This is a genomic window from Bradyrhizobium sp. JYMT SZCCT0180 (genome assembly GCF_018130165.1).
Taxonomy (GTDB): Bacteria; Pseudomonadota; Alphaproteobacteria; order Rhizobiales; family Xanthobacteraceae; genus Bradyrhizobium.
In genome coordinates this window covers 142,427-164,328 of the sequence record NZ_JAFCLZ010000003.1, presented here as the reverse complement: position 1 = coordinate 164,328, position 21,902 = coordinate 142,427, and the positions used below count along the sequence as shown (strand labels likewise).

Annotated in this window: 14 protein-coding genes; 6 read left to right on the top strand and 8 right to left on the bottom strand. The window is 64.3% G+C overall.

Features of this window, described 5'->3' with window-relative positions:
- Window position 1: 1 nt before the first annotated feature.
- From JQ641_RS05720 to JQ641_RS05710, 3 genes are all read left to right on the top strand, one after another.
- Window positions 2-742 carry an ABC transporter ATP-binding protein gene (locus tag JQ641_RS05720; RefSeq protein ID WP_211994936.1) on the top strand — a complete coding sequence of 247 codons (741 nt, stop codon included), beginning with the start codon at window positions 2-4 and terminating at the stop codon, window positions 740-742.
- On the top strand, window positions 739-2,118 hold the full coding sequence (locus JQ641_RS05715; protein WP_211994935.1) for a glycosyltransferase family 4 protein: 1,380 nt from the start codon (window positions 739-741) through the stop codon (window positions 2,116-2,118). The genes JQ641_RS05720 and JQ641_RS05715 overlap by 4 nt, the downstream gene beginning before the upstream one ends.
- Window positions 2,119-2,198: 80 nt before the next feature.
- Entirely contained in the window at window positions 2,199-3,512 is a 1,314-nt protein-coding gene (locus JQ641_RS05710) for an O-antigen ligase family protein (RefSeq protein ID WP_211994934.1), read from the top strand.
- A 25-nt stretch (window positions 3,513-3,537) separates the two neighbouring features.
- On the opposite strand, the gene JQ641_RS05705 is transcribed toward JQ641_RS05710, so the two are convergent.
- Together JQ641_RS05705 and JQ641_RS05700 are read right to left on the bottom strand one after the other, a co-directional pair.
- Entirely contained in the window at window positions 3,538-5,028 is a 1,491-nt protein-coding gene (locus JQ641_RS05705; protein WP_211994933.1) for a flavin-containing monooxygenase, read from the bottom strand.
- Between the two features lie 34 nt (window positions 5,029-5,062).
- Window positions 5,063-5,512: a cupin domain-containing protein gene (locus JQ641_RS05700; protein ID WP_211994932.1), complete on the bottom strand. Its 450-nt coding sequence runs from the start codon at window positions 5,510-5,512 to the stop codon at window positions 5,063-5,065.
- 280 nt (window positions 5,513-5,792) lie between these two features.
- On the opposite strand from JQ641_RS05700, the gene JQ641_RS05695 reads away from it, so the two are divergent.
- A complete protein-coding gene (locus JQ641_RS05695; protein ID WP_211994931.1) occupies window positions 5,793-6,806 on the top strand; it encodes an AraC family transcriptional regulator in 1,014 nt (337 codons plus the stop codon).
- 14 nt (window positions 6,807-6,820) lie between these two features.
- Here JQ641_RS05695 and JQ641_RS05690 read toward each other — a convergent pair whose 3' ends face one another.
- A complete protein-coding gene (locus JQ641_RS05690) occupies window positions 6,821-8,038 on the bottom strand; it encodes an ABC transporter substrate-binding protein (protein WP_211994929.1) in 1,218 nt (405 codons plus the stop codon).
- Window positions 8,039-8,176: 138 nt separating this feature from the next.
- Here JQ641_RS05690 and JQ641_RS05685 point away from each other — a divergent pair, with 138 nt between their 5' ends.
- Window positions 8,177-10,360 (top strand): carbamoyltransferase C-terminal domain-containing protein, encoded by a 2,184-nt coding sequence (locus tag JQ641_RS05685; protein WP_211994927.1) that lies wholly within the window; start codon window positions 8,177-8,179, stop codon window positions 10,358-10,360.
- 360 nt (window positions 10,361-10,720) lie between these two features.
- On the opposite strand, the gene JQ641_RS05680 is transcribed toward JQ641_RS05685, so the two are convergent.
- The 5 genes from JQ641_RS05680 to JQ641_RS05660 form a co-directional block, all read right to left on the bottom strand.
- Window positions 10,721-11,650, bottom strand: a complete 930-nt coding sequence (locus tag JQ641_RS05680) for a DMT family transporter (protein ID WP_211994925.1) — start codon at window positions 11,648-11,650, stop codon at window positions 10,721-10,723.
- A gap of 80 nt (window positions 11,651-11,730) precedes the next feature.
- Window positions 11,731-12,609: an NAD(P)-dependent oxidoreductase gene (locus tag JQ641_RS05675; RefSeq protein WP_283815165.1), complete on the bottom strand. Its 879-nt coding sequence runs from the start codon at window positions 12,607-12,609 to the stop codon at window positions 11,731-11,733.
- Window positions 12,610-12,620: 11 nt separating this feature from the next.
- Window positions 12,621-13,752, bottom strand: a protein-coding gene (prfB, locus tag JQ641_RS05670; RefSeq protein ID WP_192739837.1) for a peptide chain release factor 2 whose coding sequence is annotated in 2 segments (ribosomal slippage) — window positions 12,621-13,682 and window positions 13,684-13,752 — 1,131 coding nt in all. Because the reading frame shifts where the segments join, the coding sequence is not laid out codon by codon here.
- A gap of 121 nt (window positions 13,753-13,873) precedes the next feature.
- On the bottom strand, window positions 13,874-16,387 hold the full coding sequence (locus tag JQ641_RS05665; protein WP_211994921.1) for a penicillin-binding protein 1A: 2,514 nt from the start codon (window positions 16,385-16,387) through the stop codon (window positions 13,874-13,876).
- A gap of 255 nt (window positions 16,388-16,642) precedes the next feature.
- Window positions 16,643-17,971: an N-acetylmuramoyl-L-alanine amidase gene (locus tag JQ641_RS05660; RefSeq protein WP_211994918.1), complete on the bottom strand. Its 1,329-nt coding sequence runs from the start codon at window positions 17,969-17,971 to the stop codon at window positions 16,643-16,645.
- Window positions 17,972-18,702: 731 nt separating this feature from the next.
- Between JQ641_RS05660 and JQ641_RS05655 the strand changes: the two genes are divergently transcribed.
- Window positions 18,703-21,876 (top strand): Rne/Rng family ribonuclease, encoded by a 3,174-nt coding sequence (locus JQ641_RS05655; protein WP_211994916.1) that lies wholly within the window; start codon window positions 18,703-18,705, stop codon window positions 21,874-21,876.
- Window positions 21,877-21,902: the final 26 nt, after the last annotated feature.

Here is a 21,902-nt window from a genome sequence, read left to right as displayed (position 1 = left end):
CATGGTCAGCATCAGCCTGCGCGACGTCAGCCTCGATTATCCGCTCTACGGAGCCTACGACTTCTCGGTCAAGCGCCGCCTCCTCGGACGGTTGCTCAACGAGCGGAGCGAGATGCGCACGATCCGCGCCATCGACAACATGTCGCTCGAAGCCACCGCCGGTGCGCGCATCGGCCTTGCCGGGCCGAACGGCTCCGGAAAATCGACCCTGCTGCGGCTTCTTGCCGGCGTTTATCCGCCGACGCGCGGCCGCATGGAGATATCAGGCAATGTCGTGCCGCTGATCGGCCTGAACGCAGGCGCCAACATGGATTTCGTGGCGGATGACAATATCCGCCTGCTGCTGCGGATCAGCGGACACACGCCGACCCAGGCCGTCGTGGACGAAATCTGGCAGTTCACCGAGCTCGAAGAACGCATGCGGCACATGCCGCTGCGCATGTTCTCCTCGGGCATGCTGATGCGGGTGCTGTTCGCCACCGCCACGGCGTTTCCGGCCGACATCCTGCTGCTCGACGAATGGCTGAGCGTGGTCGACGAAAAATTCTCGGCGAAGGCCGAGCAGCGGATGCTCAAGCTGGTCTCGATGGCCGCGATCGTGATCATCGCGTCCCACGATCAGGCGCTGCTGCGCCGCACCTGCACCAGCGTCATCAACCTCGATCAAGGGCGCATCGTACGCACGATTCCGCTCGACAGATATTCCGAACGCCCATTCGAACTGGAAGAGAAGAGAGCATGAAGATCCTGGTTGTCAGCGAGGCGCTCGGCGAGCCGAACCACAAGCGCGGCATTTTTCATTTCACGCGCGAGCTGATCCGGTCGCTCGCCGCCGACGGCCACGACCTGACGCTGCTCGTCGAAACGACGCGCCGCTATCGTCAGTTGCGGACCCGGCAGCGGCGCGCGCAACTGTTTCCGGCGGATTCGCGCCTGATCGAACTGCTGGCGCTCTACCGGTTCCTCGACGAAGCCGACATGAACGAGCCGGTGGCGCGGAGCGCGGTGCGGCGCACGATCGACTGGGTCAAGCACCGGATCCGCGCGTGCACCTCGTGGGAGTTCGGCGCCTGCCTGCTGCGGGCGATCGGGCTGCTGCCTCTGCGGGTCAAGCTGATCGAGAACAAGACCGCGGGACTGGAGTATATCCCGACCGATTTGCGCCACCTCGAACTGTTTCGCGACTTTCTGCTCGAGCCCGGATTTTACAGCTACCAGGACGCTTCGGCGCTGACCCAGCTGCCACCGCCGCAGATCGACGCCCGCGACTATGACGTCATCCTGGTCGATACGCCGACGCGGGTTGCGATCAAGCGTGGCCCCAACGCCAAGGTCATCTGCGTGGTCCACGATCTCTTGCCGCTCACGGATCTGAAGCTGAGCGACGTCGCGACGCGCCTGTTCCTGTCGCGCCTGATGACCAGCCTCAATCAAGCCGACGAACTGGCCTTCGTTTCCAACTACAGCATGAACCGGTTCCGCGACCTGCTGCCGCAATTCTTCTACCTTCCGGCGCGGGTGGTCTACCCGCGCACGCGCTTCGAGCCGTTCCGGCTCGCGCCGGTGCCGGTGCCGGTTTCGACCGCACGGCCGGGACAACCGACCTTCGTCGTGATCGTTTCGGCGGAACCGCGAAAGAACCTCAACGCGGTGGTCCGCGCGTTCCGGAAGATACCCCATGCCGACCTCGTCGTGATCGGTTACGCCGGCGGCACCAGCCTGATGCGCAATCCGCCACCGAACGTCCGGTTTGCGGGCTATGTCGAGGAACATGACAAGGCCACGCTGATATCAGATGCGCACGGCCTGATCATGCCGAGCCTGGCCGAAGGTTTTGGCGTGCCCATCATCGAAGCGCTGGCGGCCAACACGCCCGTTCTATGCTCGGACATTCCGGTGTTTCGCGAAGTGGCCGGCGAGCTTGCCGACTATTTCGATCCGTTCTCAACCGAGTCCATCTGCGCATCCGTCACCCGGGTGCTCTCCGGTCAGGATGAATGGCGCCGCAAAATTCGCGAGCGCCGCGGCGAACTGGTGGAACGCTTCGGCCACCAGACCCAGGCTCGCGACCTCCTCGCTCCCCCGAGAACCGTCGAGTTCCTGGTCGCCGCGCAATAGGACGCCGGCGGAACCGCCGACGCCTCTTGGCGACGGCCGAACGAGATTTTCAGAACCTTGAAAAACCCTGGGATGCTGCGATGACGAGCGTCGAGCGTAATGTGCTGTGCGGCCATGCCGGACCGGCCGGCCAAGCGGGATGGCGCGGCACGCTGCGCCGTCTGGCGGTCGATGTCCGCAATGCCGATATCCTGGCGGCCCTGACCGCGGCGGCGCTGCCGTGGTCGACCTCCGCCACGGCCATCCTCATCGTGCTCTGGCTCGTCGTCCTTGTCCCAACCATCGATCGAGACGCCTTCGTTCGTCATCTGGCGCATCCGGCCTGCGCCCTGCCCTACGCGTTTGTCGCGCTCGCCATTCTCGGCGTGTTCTGGACGGAAGGCACATGGTCGGCGGCTTTGCACGGCATCAAACCAGTCGCAAAACTGCTGATGATCCCGTTTCTGCTCTATCACTTTCAGCGTTCGCAGCGCGCCATGTGGGTTTTCGTGGCGTTCCTCGGCTCCTGCACGCTGATGATGATCCTGTCCTGGATCGTATTGTTCTATCCGGCGTTCAAGCTCACGCGGACCGTGTCGGATGGCGTCCCCGTCAAGAACTATATCGACCAGAGCCAGGAGTTCGCGCTGTGTGCATTTGCGCTGGCGTTGCCGGCGCTGATCGCGCTTCGCGAGCGGCGGCTGGCCTCGGCGATCGGCTGGCTGGTGCTGTCGCTGGCATTCGTTGCGAACATGATGTTCGTGGCCTCGGCGCGGACGGCGCTGGTCTACATGCCGGTGCTTCTGGTGTTGTTCACCGCATTGCATCTGAGCCGGCGCACCATGCCGGCGCTGTTTGCGGCCGCCATCGTCGCCGCCGCCATCGTCTGGTCGACCTCGCCCTATCTGCGGCAGCGCATCGCCGACATTGCGACCGAGTATCAGGGCTATGAAACCAACACGGTGGTGTCGACGGCGCAACGATTGCACTACTGGCGCAAGTCGCTCGGCTTCTTTGCCGATGCGCCCTTGTTCGGCCACGGCACCGGCTCGACCCGGCAGTTGTTCGCGCGCGCAGCCGCCGGGCAGACCGGGCTGTCGGCCGAGGTGGTCAGCAATCCGCACAACCAGACCCTCAACGTTGCCGTGCAATGGGGACTGCTCGGCGTCATGACGCTGTACGGGATGTGGCTGAGCCATCTCCTGCTGTTCCGCGGTGAAGGCCTGGCGGCCTGGATCGGCCTCATCACCGTCGTGCAGAACTTCGTCAGTTCGCTCCTGAACTCGCATTTGTTCGATTTTCACGAGGGATGGATGTACGTGCTCGGCGTCGGCGTCGCCGGCGGAATGTCGCTGCGCGCGACGATCCGGCGGCCTCGATCTTTGGGAAATCCTGCGAGCCGGAGTGCGGCCTAGCCCGGTTGTTGGCCGCCTCCCCGCGTCATGCCGATACCTTGTAGTCCGGCGCAGAAGCGAGAAACCGCGCATACGCATCCGCGTCCGGCGGAGTAAATTTCTCCGTCAGCGCGCTGCGCCGGCGCGTCGTTGCCCCGATGTCGGCGATCAACTCGTCGAAATGCTTGAAGTGGTAGGGCGCCACGCACAGCCCGCCATAGACGCCGGCCGCCGGCCGCTCCACGCGCTTGAAGTTGAGCATCAATTCGATGTTGTCACGCATCTCGGTGGGGCTCGGCTGCTGTGCAAGCTGGCCGTCGGCGTAACGGACCAGCCAGTTTGCCGCCAGATCGGCGCACAGCACCGTGCAGAAGCTGGAGTTGAAGCCGACAAAACCCATGTCCGGCAGATCCGGGTTGGCGATCAGCCGGTAGAGCCTGTACTGGCCATCGGGGTCCACCAGCCGGTCTCGAAGCGCCGGCGGCAGGAACGGCACGCCGAGCTTGTAGCCGATGGCCAGGATGGCGAGGTCGGCTGCAACGCGCTCGCCGCCGGTCATCACGATGCTGTTGCCGTCATAGTGGTCAAAGCTGCCGCGGATCGCCTTGATCCGGCCATCGGCCACCATCGGAAAGAAATCCGGCGTGGCGATCGGCACCGAGCAATTGACGCCGTCCTCGATGCGCTGCTTCGGAACCATGTCGCATTTCTTCAGCTTGAGCTGCAGCTTCAGCATGCTTTCCAGGCCGCGCCAGTTGGCCCAGACAAACGGCTTCGCCACCGCGTGCTTGAACCGCGACAGCGCCCCGATGCCCCAGCTCTTGAACATCTCCTCCTGCGCGCGGATGTAGAGGATGCGCTTGAAGTTGATCAGGCCGCCGATGAAGTAGGGAATCCGCCACACCGGTTCGCGGTACACCAGCGTGACCTCGCTGGCGCCGGAATTGACCGCGTTCACGGCGATGTCGGTGGCCGATTTCGAGCCGCCCAGCACGACCACCTTCTTGCCCCTGGCGAGGCCGGCATCGTTGTATTGCGAGGAGTGCAGGACGCGCCCGCCCTGCGCCTTGAACGCCTCCTCGCCGCGCAGGCTGAGGGTCTGCGGTTCGTTGAACTGCCCGATGCAAACAGCAACGAAGTCAAAATCCTCCTGGGTTGTGCCGGCGGGGCTACGAAGGTCGAGCCGCCAACCCGGCTTGGAGTCCGAGCGGCTATTCATCTGCACCACTTCGGTGTTGAAGCGGATCAACCGATCGAGGCCATGGTCGCGGGCGTATTCGGCCAGATAGGCATGGACCTGCGGACCCTTCGGCCATTCCGGATAAGATGCCGGCATGGCCTTGTCGGTGTAGCGGTAAAGCTCCTTCGGGCTTTGGGTCTGCACATCGGGATAGGATCTTGCCGGCTCCCACACGCCACCGAGATCGCCGCTGCGCTCGACAATGGTGACGCCGTGTCCGCGCGACAAAAACGCCTTGGCCGCAGCAAGCCCGGACACACCGGCGCCAATGATGCAGACCTGCTTTTGCTTGACCATGGATTTGTCTCCGTCGTGAGGTGAAAGCTCGCCGCTATTCGTTGGCCTCGGGCGGCAGGAAGTTCACCTCGTGCTCGGCGGAAACCCGGACCACCTCCGCGGGGTCGGTCAAATTGTGCAGCCGGTTGAACAGCGCTTCGAGTTTCTGCATCGGCGACACCCAGAACAGCGCGCGCGCCGGCTTGTCTGATTTGTTGAAGTAACCGTGCGGAATGCCGCGCGGCAGCCGCACCAGGTCGCCGGCCTTTGCCTTGACCCAGACGCCGTCGAGTTTGAGATCAAGTTCGCCTTCCTGCACCAGAATGAACTCATCCTGGGTCGGATGGATATGGACCGGCACGAACTGCCCGGGGTCGCTGTTGGTCTCGAAGGCGAAGGTGGAATCGGTCACCGCCTTCGGGAAATAGACCTGACCCAGGATATTCCAGGTCACGCCGCCGTAGCCGGTGCCATCAGCGGTAATCCCCTTTTCGAGTGCTGCCATGTGCCGTCTCCTGTTGGATGGCTGATCGGTCAAGATCAGTTCTGTTTGCGCAGGCTGCGGCGATCCCACCCGGCCGTCTAGCCGCAAAACGAATCCGCCATCGGCGCCGAAGAATTTCTTTTTGGACGGGCGCGGGCGATGTTGCGGCGCAGAATCGTCGTGGCGCTGATGTCGCCGGCTGCGCAACGATCGGGCACAATCCGCTGCCAAATCGCCTTTCCAAGCACCCGCTCCGGAGATATTATAGGGTTCAAACAAACCCGAAGGCCGTGTGAGGACGATGGGCGCAGCCGTTGCGGAAAGGGTAGGAGACGCGAGGCTGGCCGCGTTCAATCGCGTATCGACCGGCGATGTCGATGCCGCCGCCGAGGCGATCGGACGCATCTTCTGTCCCCATGAGCTGACGCCTACCCGCCCGTCGGCGCCGGGTTTCTACGCCCTGCACAATTGCGCCGCCTTCGACGGGTTCTCCATCAACTACGTCGCCTATGGCGGATCGGTATCGATCGATCCCGGCTGCCTCGATCGCTTCTTTCTGCTGCAGATTCCGCTGCACGGATCGGCGCGAATAGCCACCGCGGCCTGCGAGGTTGAAAGCAGCCCGGGCACGCGCGCTTCGCTGCTTTCCCCGACGATCCCGACGCAGATGACATGGGACGGCGATTGCGCGCAGCTGATCCTTCTGGTGGACCGGCGGCTGGTCGAACAGCGGGCCGCAGCGCTTTCGGGCAAGCCGGCGGGTGCGGTCGAGTTTACGCCGGCGATCGATCTCAACCAGGCCTGCGGGCGCGAGCTGCAGTCAGGGGTCGCCGACCTGGTCGATCTGGCCGAGCGTCTCGGACCAAACCGCCGCCTGGCACCGGTTGCCGCAGCCGAACTGCGCGAGGCGCTGCTCGGCGCCCTGCTCCATGGTCAGCATCACAGCCGGAGCGAAGCGATGCAGGTATTCGGCGGCTGCGCTGAAACGCTGCCGCAACCGTTGCGGCGGGCGCGAGATTGCCTGCACGCCCACGCCGCCGAGCCGCTCGATCTGGCTCAACTCGCCGACATCACCGGCATCGGCATCCGCGCGCTGCAGATCGGCTTCCGCCGCCATTTCGGCACGTCGATATCGCAGATGCTGCTCGATATCAGGCTGGCGCACCTCAATGCCCGGCTGACCAGTGCCCGCCCCGGCGAGAGCATCACGGAGATCGCGTTCGATCTCGGATTTACCCATCTCAGCCGCATGGCGCACGCCTACGGCCGGAAATTCGGCGAGACGCCGTCCTCGACCTTGCGCAGGATGAGCTGAATCAATCCCCTGGCTTAGTGCCCCACCTCACCCGCGATGATGTCGCCGAACAGCTCCCAGCTTGCGCCGTTGAACTTCATCAGCTGCATCTGCTCGATCGGAAAGAAATCGTTCGGGCCGGTGTTGACCTGGATGCCGGGCAGCAGCACATCGCTGGTAAAGCCCTTCAGACTGGCGGCCTGCTTCATCACGTTCTCGCGCGTGAGATTGTCGCCGCATTGCTTCAACACCTGGACCATGGTCTGCGCCGTCGCATAGCCATAGACGTTGTTGTTGTTGGTCTTGTCGCCGTCCGGAAAATACTTGTCCATGAAGGCGCCCCACGCCTTGATGCCGGGATCGTCCTTCCACACGGGATCGGTCGGATCCTTGATGTAGGCAGTCGAGATAATGCCCTTGGCGTTGTCCAGTCCGGCCGGCTTGAGCACGGTCGCCACCGACGTCGAAACGTTGCCGAGCAGGTAGACCGGCTTCCAGCCGAGTTCCGCGACCTTGCGGATTGCCTGCGCCGCACCCTTGGGCGCTGCCCACGTCATGAAGATGTCGGCGCCGGAATCTTTCAGCGCCACGATCTGCGAATCGATGGTGGGATCGGCAACCTCGTATGATTTGTCGGCGATGATCATGCTGGCCTTGGCGCCGAGGCCGTCGCGCAGTCCCTTCATCTGATCCCGGCCGGCGTCGTCGTTTTGCCAGATCGCGGCGATCTTGCCGTTCGGATAATTCTTCAGGATGTAGGCCGCGTAGATCCGGCCCTCGCTCTGGTAGTTTGGCTGCCAGCCCATGGTCCACGGGAAATTCTGCGGATCGCCAAATTTGGTGGCCCCTGTCGCCACGAAAAGCTGCGGGACTTTCTTCGCATTCATGTATTTCTGGATCGCCGAGTTCGACGGCGTGCCGAGCGGCTGGAAGACCAGCAACACCTCGTCGCTCTCCACCAGCTTGCGTGCCTGCTCGACGGCCTTCGGCGGACTATAGGCGTCGTCATAACTGATGAAATTGATCTTGCGGCCGTTGATGCCGCCTTCGGCGTTGATCTTGTTGAAATAGGCGGCCTGAGCCTTGCCGATGGTGCCATAGGCGGAGGCCGGGCCGCTATAGGGCATGATGTTGCCGATCTTGATTTCGGTATCGGAGGCGCCCGGATCGTATTTCTTCTGCGCGTGGGCTGCGGTCGCGGTCATCGCGGCGATCGCCGTCATGGCAACCAGGGTTCGGATTCGAGCCGTCATCGTTCTCTCCCAAGTCGTTTATTATTATGTCGTTTATTGTTTTGGCAAAGTGTCGCAAGCCGCGCGCGGGCTGGCAAGCGGCGGCTTATTCCGCTGGATGAAACAGCATTGTTGCGCGCCGCCTTTTATGATTGATGCATGGCGACACGTTTCCCTTGCAAGGCTTCCTTGGAATTGAACCCGACGACACGCATTGGCCCCCGACATCCGAAGCTCGCCGCAGGCGGATTCCGTGCCGCGCGATGGCTGGCTGCGAAGACGTTTGGCGCGGCCGGCTTTCACCAGCTCGGCTCGAAATTCGCCGATGCGAAGCTAGCGCAGGTGCGCGACAAGCTCGCGCGCGGGGAAACGGTCTATCTCGCCGGCCTCGGCGCACCCGGCACGCACAATTCAGGCGTGGCGCTGGTCGACGTGACGCAGGCCCATGGCCCCCGCCTGATCCTCAACAACGAGGAAGAACGTTTTTCCGGCAACAAGCACACGACGGAATATCCACACGCCTCTGTCGATGCGATGGTTGCAGCCTTGCGCGGCATCGGGCGCGACATCGGCGATATCGACGCCTGGCTGACCAGCTGGGACTACCCGACATTGGCCGGAACACTGGCACGCTCGGTGCTGGAAGAGGTGCCGCAAAGCCTGAAGCTGCTGCGCACCACCGAAGCCGCGGGCTTCGACGGACGGCGTCTCGACCAGATGACGCGCACGCCGAAGATCCTTGCGAAGCAATTGGGGCTTTCCGAACGCGTGCCGCTGATCTGCCTGCCGCATCACGACAACCATGCCTGGTTTTCCTATGCGGCCTCGCCCTTCGCCGACGACGGCGAGCCGGTGGCGGTGGCGGTGCTCGATGGCACCGGCGATCAGGGGTCGATCTCGCTGTACGTCGTCCAGAACGGCAGGATGCGCCGGCTCTACTGCAACGACAGCATGTTCGATTCACTGGGCGCGTTCTACAGCGTGATATCTTCGACGCAGGGCGGTTGGACCTGGCTCTCCAGCGAAGGCCGCTACATGGGCGCGGCCGCCTGGGGCGACATGGACCGCGCGACAAATCCGTATTACGCGCGGCTGCGAAACGTCCTGCACTTCGGCGAAGCCGGCGAAGTCAGGCTCAATCGTGCGATGGCCAACTGGTATTGCGACCCGTTCGACAACCCTTACAAGGCAGCCCTCACCGACGTCCTCGGGCCACCGCTCAAGCCCGAGCAGCTCTGGAATCCCGACGCGGTGCTGCGCGTCGAGGACATCCATCACCGTCCCGATACGAAGGATCGCCTCGACAAGGCCGCCGCGACGCAACTGGTGTTCGAGGATGCCATGATCCACGTCGCGGATCACCTGTTGCGCATCACGGGCGCGAGCCGGCTGGTGCTCACCGGCGGCGTGGCGCTGAACGCGATCGGCAACATGCGCCTGCTCGAACATTTCGATGAGGCCTGGTTCGCCGGCGCCCAGCAGCGCAACGCGCGCCTGCATCTGTGGGTGCCGCCGGTGCCCGGCGATCCCGGCGTCACCATTGGCGCAGCGTGGCTGTTCGCGCATCTGGCGGGCGCCCCGCGCGGCACGCCGATGACGCATGCGTTCTATTGCGGCCTGCCGCCGACAAATGAAGCCATTGTGAGCGCGCTTGAATCCGATGATATCGACTCGCAACGCATCGGCGATATCTCGACCGCTGATGGGCGCGACGCCATCGCCGACCTGATGGCGTTCGTGGTTGCGCAGAGCGGCGTGATTGCGCTGTACCAGGGCGCCGCCGAGACCGGCCCGCGCGCGCTCGGCCACCGCTCGATCCTCGCCAACCCCTGCGATCCCAACGCGCGGGAGCGGCTCAACGAGCGCGTCAAATACCGCGAGGCGATCCGCCCGCTGGCGCCGATCGCAACGCTGGAAGCTGCCCGGGAATATTTCGAGCTGCTGCCAGGCGCGTCGGACGCCGGTTACAACGCCTACAATTACATGGTGCTGACGGCGCAATCGAAGCCGGGCGCGCGTGACAAGATTCCGGCCGTGATTCATGCCGACGGCACCGGCCGGATCCAAATCGTCAATGCGGATGACGATCCCCTCACCCACGCTTATCTGAAGGCGCTCGGCCGTCATGTCGGCGTCGAGATATCCGTCAACACGTCCTTCAATGTCGCCGGTCCAATCGCGCAAACGCCGCAGCAGGCCATCGACACGCTGCGCCGTTCCAAGGGCCTCGACGTTGTTGTGCTGGTGGCCGACAACGGCGCGGTCTATGCCGCCTGGCACGGCGGCGAGCGCGACAGTGGAAGATTTTCAAGCTGGTTCGCGCAATGGAAGAGCCGCCGGTAAGGTTGACAGGTTAGCTTAACCAGCGACTTCAATTGCATCACGACCGCCGCGGGCTATCCTGCATGCAGTGGACGATTTGTCCGTTCCAACCCCTGTTAACTTCGCCGTCGGGCGACCAAATTCCGCCCGGCGGCCTCGTTATATCGTGAGCGCGCGCCATGCATGCGGAAAGCCAGGAGCGGTTACGAATATTGAGCCTCAGTCCGAAGCCCGCCTGGGCCGAAGTCTGGCACTTGCGGAAGATTTTCATTCCGCGGCGATCCATCACCGGACGCTTGCTGACCGGCAAGGTCTGGCGTCGTCATGACGGAAGGCGCTGGATCTACAAAAAATTCATCGAACCCGCCGGCTGAGCGCCATCTATCCGATAGCAGCCGGCCGTCGAAACAACCCGAGCACCCGCCCGTCGATCAACAGCAGCGCGCTGCCGATCACCAGCGCGCCCGCGATCTCGCGCAGCGAAATCTGTTCGCCCAGCACCAGATAGCCGAGCACGATGGCGGTGACCGGAATCAATAGCGTCACCAGCATGACGTTGGTGGCGCCGGAGCGGCGCAGGATCTGGAAGAACACGATATAGGCCAGCGCCGTCGACAGGACGGCCAGACCGATCACCGCACCCCACGTCGCAAGCCCCGGCATCGGTAATTGCCAGGGACGATCGACGAAGCCGGCGACAATCATCATCATGACGGTTGAGGCGAGCAACTGAAACGTCGCCGTCCCCAGCGGCGGCGAGTTCGACAAAAGCCGTCGCGCCAATAGCGCCGACAAGCCATAGCTGAACGCACCGGCGAGGCAGAGCAGGATGCCGATGCCCTGCCCGCTCCAGACTCCGTCGCCGTCAAAACTCCAGCCGCGCAGGATCACGACGCCGATCAACCCCACGACGACCCCCGCGATCCGCCGCGCCTGCAGCTTCTCCTCGCCGGCCGCCGCCATCACCACAACGGTAAACAACGGCGTGGTGGCGTTGAGGATCGAGGCGAGCCCGCTCGGGATCGTCGTCTGCCCCGCCACGATCAGCGAGAACGGCAACACGTTGTTGAACAACCCGATCGCGAAAAACGGCTTCCAGCCGGCAACCCCCTTCGGAAAATCAATCCGGTAGACCCACAGCAAAGGCAGCAGGATGATTGAGGCCAGCGCCACGCGCAGCAGCACCAGTGTCAGCGGCGGCAATTCGCGCAGCACCACGCCGTTGAAAAAGAACGAGCCGCCCCACAGGATCGAAAGCACGCCGAGCAGCGACCAGTCGCGGGCGTCGATCCGGTTGTCGGCGGTGGTCATGTACGGCTCATATCTGCGTCTGCTGCAGATCTATTCCGGCTCGGGAGTCGTTCCCACCCGATTTCCGAACGGAGGCGCGCCTATTTCGGGCGCGACACGATCTCGATCATCCTGCCTTCGTCGTCGTCGGGCATCTTGGCCGTGGCATGGGCGTAAGCCTCCACTGCGGCGCGGCCGACTGGCGGCGTACGGGCCAGCAGGCTTTCGGCCAGCTTCACCGCATAGTCCGCATCCTTGTGGCGGAGCGCCGCCGTGAACGACGCACCGGAGAAGTCGCGTGCCACCATGCGCTTTGAATGACGGATCACCTGCGGGCTCGCGACCGCGCCGGTCGCTAGCGCTTCCGCCACGAGGTTCATGTCCAGCCCGGCCTGCTCGGCCATCGCAATGCCTTCGGCCAGACTGGCGATCTGCACCGCGCCCATCAGGTTGTTGATCAACTTGAAGACGGTGCCGGTACCGACCGCACCAAAGTGCCGGACCACGTCACCGATCGGCGCCAGATATAGTTTTGCCTGATCGAGATCAGCCGCGTCAGCACCGACCAGCAGCGTCAGTTTTCCGGCGGCCGCCGCGCTCGGCAGGCCGGTGACGGGACAATCGATGTAGATCAGGCCGCGCCCGCGCAGGTCGCGCGCCAGATCAAGCGCGTGCTGGTACGACACCGTCGAGCATTCGATCGCCAGCGCACCGGGCTTCATCTTCGTGGCCGCGCCATCCTGGCCGAGCCACACGGCGCGAGACGCCCCGTCATCGGCGACCATGGTGACGACGGCATCCGCGCCATCGGCCGCATCCGCCGGTGAGCCCGCCCAGCGCGCGCCGCGCGCGATCAGATCCTCGGCCTTTGCCTTGCTGCGATTCCAGATCGCAACCGAAAAGCCGGCATCGAGATAGCGGCCCGCCATGCCGTGCCCCATGCGACCGAGGCCGATGAAAGCGACTGTCGTCATGGGCAAATTGTCATGGGTTAATCCACATCCTCGACCGAACCGGGCGAGGTGCCGAACGCGCGCTGCGCCAGGGTCGCGGCCATGAACTCATCGAGATCGCCGTCGAGCACGCCCGACGTGTCCGAGGTCTGCACACCGGTGCGCAAATCCTTGACCATCTGGTAGGGCTGCAACACGTAGGAGCGGATCTGGTGGCCCCAGCCGATATCGGTCTTGGCGGCCTGATCGGCCGCGGCCTGTTCCTCGCGCTTCTTCAGCTCGATTTCGTAGAGCCGCGCGCGCAACATGTCCCAGGCCTGCGCGCGGTTCTTGTGCTGCGAACGGCCGGCCTGACAGACCACGGCGACGCCGGTCGGAATATGCGTCAGCCGCACGGCGGATTCGGTCTTGTTGACGTGCTGACCGCCGGCGCCGCCCGAGCGCATGGTGTCGGTGCGCACGTCGGACTCCGCGATATCGATCTTGATGCTGTTGTCGACCACGGGAAAGATCGCGACCGACGAGAACGAAGTGTGCCGGCGCGCGTTGGAATCGTACGGCGATATCCGCACCAGCCGGTGCACGCCCGCCTCGGTCTTGAGCCAGCCATAGGCGTTGTGGCCCGAGATCTGGATGGTGGCGGATTTGATGCCGGCTTCTTCGCCTTGCGTCTCTTCCAGGTACTCGATCTTGAAGCCGTGCTTTTCGGCCCAGCGCGTATACATGCGCAGCAGCATCTCGGCCCAGTCCTGGCTCTCGGTGCCGCCCGCGCCGGCATGAACTTCGAGATAGGAATCGAACCGGTCGGCCTCGCCCGACAGCAGCGCCTCGAGCTCGCGGCGCGCCACTTCCTTTTTCAGCGCCTTCAGCGCGTTCTCGGCTTCGGTGACGACGCCGGCATCGTTCTCGGCTTCGCCGAGCTCGATCATCTCGACATTGTCGCTGAGCTCACGCTCGACCTTGCCGATGCCTTGCAGCGCATCCTCCAGCGAGGTGCGCTCCTGCATCAGCTTCTGGGCCTTCTGCGGATCGTTCCAGAGAGTGGGATCTTCGGCGAGCTTGTTCAGCTCGGCCAGCCGTGCCGTGGACTGTTCGACGTCAAAGATGCCTCCTCAGCAGCCCGACTGACTGCTTGATCTCTTCAACGAGGCGTTCAATTTCGGCGCGCATGGTGTCTCTGATCTGCGGTGTAGAAACCGCCAACTATAGATGTTCGCAGGGATGTAGCGGCGACCGCTACAAAGCGCAATCCGCCTGGGGTTTGGTCCCAAGCGGTTTCTTCGTATCAAGGCTAGTACAGCCCGCCGGGCCGCATGATGTGGCCGGAGTCAGGCGACTGATATCCCCCCTGATATCCGGCCGGATATCCCTGCGGGGCGCGCCCATCGGCATCGGCCACGCCAATGACGGAGTAATTGTCCGGCGGCGCGGTGCCCGGCTTGAAGGCTTCCAGGATGGTCCGGCCACCTTCGCCGGGACCTGCGCGCATGCCGCTCTTGGCATCGACGCGAACCAGCTTGATTCCGGCCGGCACCTTGAACGGAATCGCGGCCTTGTCGGCGAGCGCGAGCTTGAGGAAGTCGCGCGCGATCGGCGCGGCCAGCGCACCACCGGTCGCCTTGCCGCCGAGGGTGCGCGGCTTGTCGTAGCCGACATAGATGCCGACCACGAGGTCCGGCGAGAAGCCGATGAACCACGCGTCTTTCGCATCGTTGGTGGTTCCGGTCTTGCCGGCGATCGGCTTGCCGACTTCCTTCACGACAGTCGCGGTGCCGGCCTGCACGACATATTCCATCATCGAGGTGATCTGGTAGGCCGTCATCGGATCGAGCACCTGCTCGCGGCGGTCGACCAGCTGCGGTTCGGGCTGATTCTTCCAGCCGCCGGGCGCGTCGCAGCCGCGGCATTCGCGCGCGTCATGCTTGTAGATCGTGTGCCCGTAGCGGTCCTGGATGCGATCGATCAAGGTCGGCTTCACGCGGCGGCCGCCATTGGCGAACATCGAATAGGCCGTGACCATCCGCATGACCGTGGTTTCGCCGGCGCCCAGCGAATAGGACAGATAGTTCGGCAGTTCGTCGTAAACGCCGAAGCGCCGCGAATATTCGCCGATCAGGGGCATGCCGATGTCCTGCGCCAGCCGCACCGTCACCGTGTTGAGCGACTGCCGCAGCGCATTGCGCAGCGTCACCGGACCGTTGTACTTGCCCGACGAATAGTTTTCCGGTCGCCAGACGCCGGCGCCCTGCCCCTGATCGATTTCGATCGGCGCGTCGACCACGACGGTCGACGGCGTGTAGCCATTGTCCATGGCCGCCGAATAGACCAGCGGTTTGAACGAGGAGCCCGGCTGCCGGTACGCCTGCGTCGCGCGGTTGAACTGGCTCTGGTCGAACGAGAATCCGCCGACCATGGCCAGCACGCGGCCGGTCCAGGGATCCATCGCCACCATCGCGCCGGATACTTCCGGCAATTGGCGCAGGCGGTACTGCCCCTCCACCGGATTGCCGTCCTTGCCGAACAGCGGATCGACATAAATCACGTCGCCCGGGGCGAGCACTTGCGCGACCGATGTCGGCGTTCTGCCTCTGGTCGGTCCCGACGCCGCCTTGGCCCATTTGACGCCTTCGATGGTGATGATGCCGGTCTGCCGTTGCTTGGCGACGGCGCCGCCAAGCTCGCGGCCCGGCTGGAAACCGACCCGCGCCGACTGGTCGCTGGTCTCCAGCACCACAGCCATCCGCCAGGGCGAGATATCGCTCAGCGCCTTGACGTCGGCCAGCTTTACGCCCCAGTCGCCGGAAATGTCGAGCTTGCTTGGCGCACCCCGCCAGCCCTGCGCCTCATCGTAATTGACCATGCCGGCCGCCATGGTCTTGCGCGCCATCACCTGCATCTTCGGGTCGAGCGTCGCCCGGACCGAGAGGCCGCCTTCATAGAGCTTCTTTTCGCCGTAGCGTTCGAAGATGTCGCGGCGGACTTCCTCGGCGAAATATTCGCCGGCGAAGATATGCGCGCCGGTACCGCGGCTGGTGACGAGCAGCTGATCCTTGCGCGCCTTGTCGGCATCGGCCTGCTTGATCCAGCCGTTTTCGACGAGACGATCGACAACGTAGTTGCGGCGTTCGATCGCGCGGTCGCGGTTGCGCACCGGATGCAGCGCCGCCGGCGCTTTCGGCAGCGCCGCCAGGTACGAGGCTTCCGAGATCGTGAGTTCGTTCACCGACTTGTCGAAATAGACCAGCGACGCCGCCGCGATGCCGTAGGCGCCGAGGCCGAGATAGATTTCATTGAGATAGAGTTCGAGGATGCGGTCCTTCGAATAGGCGCGCTCGATGCGCATCGCCAGCAGGGCTTCCTTGATCTTGCGGGCGAAGGAGACCTCGTTGGTCAGTAGGAAGTTCTTTGCGACCTGCTGGGTGATGGTCGACGCACCCTGCGGCCGACGGTTGGAGCCGTAGTTCTGCGCATACAGCACCGCCGCGCGCGCCATGCCGGTGAAGTCGATGCCGCCATGCTCGTAGAAGTTCTTGTCTTCGGCGGCGAGGAACGCGTTGATGACGAGTTTCGGCACCGCCTGGATCGGCAGATAGAGCCGGCGCTCCTTGGAATACTCGCCGAGCAGCGCGCCATCGGAGGCGTGCACGCGCGTCATCACAGGCGGTTCATAATCCTGAAGCTGCGAATAGTCCGGCAAGTCCTTGGAGAAATGCCAGATCGCGCCCGCAACGCCGGCGACGCCCACCAGGAACACCACGGTTCCGGCGGCAAACAAGAAACCCAAAAACCGCACCAGCAAGCGCATGATCGAAGTTCCGTTCCAACCCTTGCGCCGTGACTTTCGGCGTCTGCCTTGCCATCAAAATCCAAGCGCAAATCGAAGCGCTCGAGCCCCGCCCAACGGACCGCCGTTGCGCGTACGAACAATAAAGGGGCCGACGGACAATAATGGCCGATTCCGAAGACCCTGCGGTAGTTTTCTATACCGCTGCCGCTGTGGCCAAACTAGGGCTTCCTCCATGGCATCGCGTGCATTTAATCAGCATTTTCATACGGCTTTTCATTTGCCGGGCCCGGCAGTTGCCAGCCGTTTGGCGAAAAATGCATCAATCGCCAGCGCCATCGACCCGACGGTCTTGTTCCGCCAGTTCTCCGACATCAGGAGTTCGAGGTCGCCCTTGTTCGAGACATAGCCGAGTTCGACCAGCACCGAGGGCACGTCCGGCGCCTTCAAGACGCGGAAGCCGGCGGATTTCAACGGGTGCTTGTGCATCCGCACCGTGGTCTTCATCTCGCCCATCAAGATGCGGGCGAACCGGTTTGAAAACGTTTTGGTCTCGCGCTGCGCGAGGTCGATCAGGATGTCGGCGACTTCGGTCGGCTCGTCGGTGAGATTGACGCCGCCAATGGCGTCCGACTTGTTCTCGGCCTCGGCCAGCCGCTCGGCCTCAGCGTCCGAGGCCTTGTCAGACAAGGTGTAGATGGTGGCGCCGTGGGCATCGCCCTCCCGCCGCGGCAGGGCGTCGGCATGGATCGAGACGAACAGCGCGGCCGACTGGGTGCGCGCAACCTTCACGCGGTCGTTCAACGGAATGAACGTATCGTCCGTACGGGTCATGACGACGCGGTATTTGCCTGATTTCTCGATGCGATCGCGCAGCGCGAGGCCAAATCCCAGCACCAGATTCTTTTCCATCTCGCCGCCGGCCTGGGTGCCGTTGTCTATGCCGCCATGGCCGGGATCGATCACGATCAGTGGACGGGTATCCTGCGCCTGTGCGGGCTTTGCCGCCGCCGCAGCATCGTCCGGCCCGACCGCGGCATTGGCAGAAGCAATCGCGGGCCGCAGTTCGGGGCGATTCTCGGGCGCCAGCAACTGCACGAAGGCGGTCCGGTCCACCTCTTCCAGCTCCAGCACCAGCCGCGGCGGCTGGTCGTTGGCCGCTTCCAGCACATAGGATTTTGCGACCTTGGCCGGTCCCGTCAGGTCGAACACGATTCGCGAACCGCCCGGCATGACGAGGCCATAGCGGAACGCCTTGACCAGCCCGCGCCCCGCGCTGCCGGTGCCCGCGGCCAGCTTGAAGCTGACCTGGGGAATATCGACGACCACGCGATAGGGATCGGCCAGCGCAAAGGCGCGAAACTGGATCGGCCTGTCGAGATCGAGCACGAAGCGGGTTTGTTTGCTGTCGCCGGCCAGCCTTGCATCGGAGGCGACCGGAAAATTCAAGGCGGCGGTCGGGGTCGGACTGGGGGCGCTTGGCGCAGCGGGACCAGGCGCAGGCCCCTGCGCCGCGCTCGGGGTGATGAAATTGGCACACAGCAATGCTGCGACGCACAATAGGCCGCGCCCCAGCAAAACCCGGTGATTTGCGCGGTTAGCCAACGATTCGACGCCTCCGAGCCGCTCTCTTACCGCATTAGAACCACAGGGTTAATCGCACCTTAAGGGTCCAAAAGCGAAAAGGGATGAGTGTTGCCGTGCTGCGACGCTTCCCTGATGCTTCCCTTGCACCGGGCGGGCAATCCACGTATGTACGACGTGCTGACGGCTAATACTCCCGGTTGTGTCGCGTTCAGCCTCCCGGTGCAGCGCCGGAACCTTCGAAGCCGAAGTTTCCTGCGTCTTTCCCGATCCCCTCCACCAGCCAGCGCTGCGCGCGGCTGACACGGAGTGGCGGTTTCGAGCCCGAGCGGCGTCCGCTCCCAGGTACTAACTTGCAAGGTACTATCTTGCTCCAGGGACGGTTTAAAACACGGCAGAACCGATTATCCGGACCCCCAAACGGTCCGATATGCGATGGCCGGCGAGCGCTTTGGCGCCGCGCCGGGCCTTCAGCGATAGATACGGCGGTCAATTTTGCCGCCAACATGTTCAGACGGGCCGACGCTTGATGCGCCAGACTGTGTTGCCGACCAAGATCCACGGATCGATCGCGCCGATGCGAAGCGAAAGCTTCGCGCGTCGCCTTGTTCCGGTGGGTTCCCGTTCGGCGCGGCGCCAAGGTTTGCGTTTTGGCCTTCCCCTCACCCCCGAATCAGGTGGACCGTCGCGTCACCGGGCCGCGCAATATGCGCGCGCCTTGCACCGCGCCCGCCGCCGTCAAGAGCTCCAAAATGCCCAACAAGATGTTGATCGATGCCACCCACCCGGAAGAGACCCGGGTCGTCGTGGTCCGCGGCAATCGCGTCGAAGAATTTGACTTCGAGACCGCCCAGCGCAAACAACTGCGCGGCAATATCTACCTCGCCAAGGTCACGCGCGTAGAGCCGTCGCTGCAGGCGGCCTTCATCGAATATGGCGGCAACCGCCACGGCTTCCTGGCCTTCAGCGAAATCCACCCCGACTATTACCAGATCCCGGTCGCCGACCGGCAGGCACTGATCGAGGCCGACGAACGCGCCCATCGCGAGGCCGAGGAAGAGAGCGAGAACCGCTCCTCCAACCGTCACCGCGGCCGTTCGCGCCACCGCAACGCCCGCCGCCGCGGCCATGGCGAACGGGTGCAGAGCGACGTCGTCGAAAACGCCGCGATCGATCCGGCGCAGGCCGCCCAGCCCTATGAGGGCGAGGCGCAGCGCTTGCATGAAGGCGCGCACCCCGACGAAGCCCACGCCCATGATGGCGGTCACCATCCCGCCGATACAGCCGACCACGGCCACGATCATGGGTACGTTGCGCATCATCACGACGACCATTCGCATGAACAGGGTCGCCCTCAGGAAGAGCATGTCCAAGAGCACGCCCAAGATCGCGTCCAGGATAACGCCCCTGATCATGCCGCGGCCGAAGCACCGGTAGCTTCATTCCAATCCGATGCGGCACCGGTTGAGGCCGTCGCCGCGCCGGCAGAGGCAACGGCGAGCGCGGTCAGCCACGAGGATCATGCGCATCACGACGAGCCGGCGCATGACGCACGGCACGACGACGAACACGCGCTCGAAAACGCCGCCCATGCCGATGATGCGCCGCGCGCCGAGCATGCCGGCGAGGAATACGCCGCCGCCTCCCACGAGGATCGTGCCCCCGCGCCGGAAGGCGACGAGCAGGACGACGACGCGCAGGACGATGAAGACGACGGCGACGATGCCGAAGAGGAAGTCGTCGAATCCGTCGGCGGCGACGATGTGCTCGAGGAGGTGCCGGAGCGCGCCTTCCGCCCGCGCCGCCAGTACAAGATCCAGGAAGTCATCAAGCGCCGCCAGGTCATGCTGGTGCAAGTCGTCAAGGAAGAGCGCGGCAACAAGGGCGCGGCGCTGACTACCTATCTGTCATTGGCCGGCCGTTACGCCGTGCTGATGCCCAACACCGCGCGCGGCGGCGGCATCAGCCGCAAGATCACCTCGGCCCAGGACCGTTCGCGGCTCAAGGAAGTGGTGCAGGATCTCGACGTGCCCGAGGGCATGGGCATCATCCTGCGCACCGCCGGCGCCTCGCGCACCAAGCCCGAAATCAAGCGCGACTTCGAATATCTGATCCGCATGTGGGAAACCGTGCGCGACATGACGCTGAAGTCGCAGGCCCCGACGCTGGTCTACGAGGAAGGCTCGCTGATCAAGCGCTCGCTGCGCGACCTCTACAACAAGGAAATCGACGAAATCCAGGTCGCCGGCCAGGCCGGCTACGATGAAGCCCGCGACTTCATGAAGATGCTGATGCCCTCCAACGTGCGGGCGGTCCGGCAATATCGCGACGGCCAGCCGCTGTTCTCCAGGATGGGCGTCGAGAGCCAGCTCGATGCGATGTTCTCGCCGACGGTGCAATTGCGCTCGGGCGGCTACATCGTCATCAACCAGACCGAAGCCCTGGTCTCAATCGACGTCAACTCCGGCCGATCGACCCGCGAGCACCACATCGAAGACACCGCGCTCAAGACCAACCTCGAAGCATCAGAGGAAGTCGCGCGGCAGCTGCGCCTGCGCGATCTCGCGGGCCTGATCGTCATCGACTTCATCGACATGGACGAGAAGCGCAACAACCGTGCGGTCGAGCGCAAGCTGAGCGACTGCCTGCGGCAGGATCGCGCCCGCATCCAGGTCGGCCGCATCTCGCATTTCGGCCTGCTGGAAATGTCGCGCCAGCGCATCCGCGCCAGCGTGCTGGAGAGTTCGACCGAGCCCTGCGCACATTGCGGCGGCAGCGGCCATGTCCGCTCGGTGTCGTCGGTGGCGCTGCAATTGCTGCGCGGCATCGAAGAAATTCTGATGAAGGGCGCGACCCACAATCTGGTGGTGCGCACCCGCACCGACGTCGCGCTCTACGTCCTCAACCACAAGCGCGGACATCTGCGCGATCTCGAAAACGCCTTCAAGGTCACGCTTGCGGTGGTCGCCGATCCGACCGTCGCCGGCCAGCAATCGTTCATCATCGATCGCGGCGAACAGGTGCACACGCTGGAAGCAGCCAAGGCCTTGCTCGCAGCGCAGGCCGCGGCCTCCCCGTCCCAGGTCGAGGAAGCCTATGACGACGAAGAGCCGTTCGACATTGAAGGTGAAGTCGAGACCGAAGAGACCGAAGGCCTGACCGAGGAAGCCGCAGGCGGCGAAGAAGTCGCCGGTGAAAGCGAAGCCGACGGCCACCGCCGCAAGCGGCGCCGGCGCCGCCGCGGCCGTGGCGAGCCGCGTGAAGGCGGCGCCCCGCGCGACGACAATGACGCCCTGCGCGTTGCACCCGAAAGCGCTGATGGCGCGGTCACGGTTGCCGACGACGGCGAAGCCGACGACGACGAGGGCGACGAACAGGGTGCCGTTGCGCGCGGCGAACAGGGACCAAACGGCGAGCGCCGCCCGCGCCGTCGCGGACGTCGCGGTGGACGCCGCCGGCGTGGCAGCGGACCGGAAGATGGTCTCGCCGGATCAATCTCCGACGAACTCGGACCGACCCCGGTTTCGGAAGTCACCAGCGCGGTTGCCGATTTCGACGGCCCGTCGGCTGAGCCGGCGCCGACATTGGTCGAACCCGAGCCCGTTCCGCAGCCGCCGCAACCGCAATGGCAGCCCGCGGAACACGCCTCGCCCGAAACCGTCAGCAGCGCGCCGACGCCGACGCCCGAGGAAACCGCGCAGGAGGCCGACCGGGCCGCCGCACGGCGGCGTTCGACGGTGCGCGAAAAAGTCTCGTTCCTGACCAGCGCCCCGTCAGAGCCAGCACCGGCCGTCAGCCATAGCGAGGCGGAGCCGGCGGCAACGGCCCCTGCTCCCGCGCCCGCTGAACCCGCGCCTGCCGCGGCCAGCGATGCCGCGCCGCGCAAGGCCGGCTGGTGGTCACGGCGTTTCGGCAGCGGCGAGTAAGCTTCAAACCCAGACAGAAAACCGCC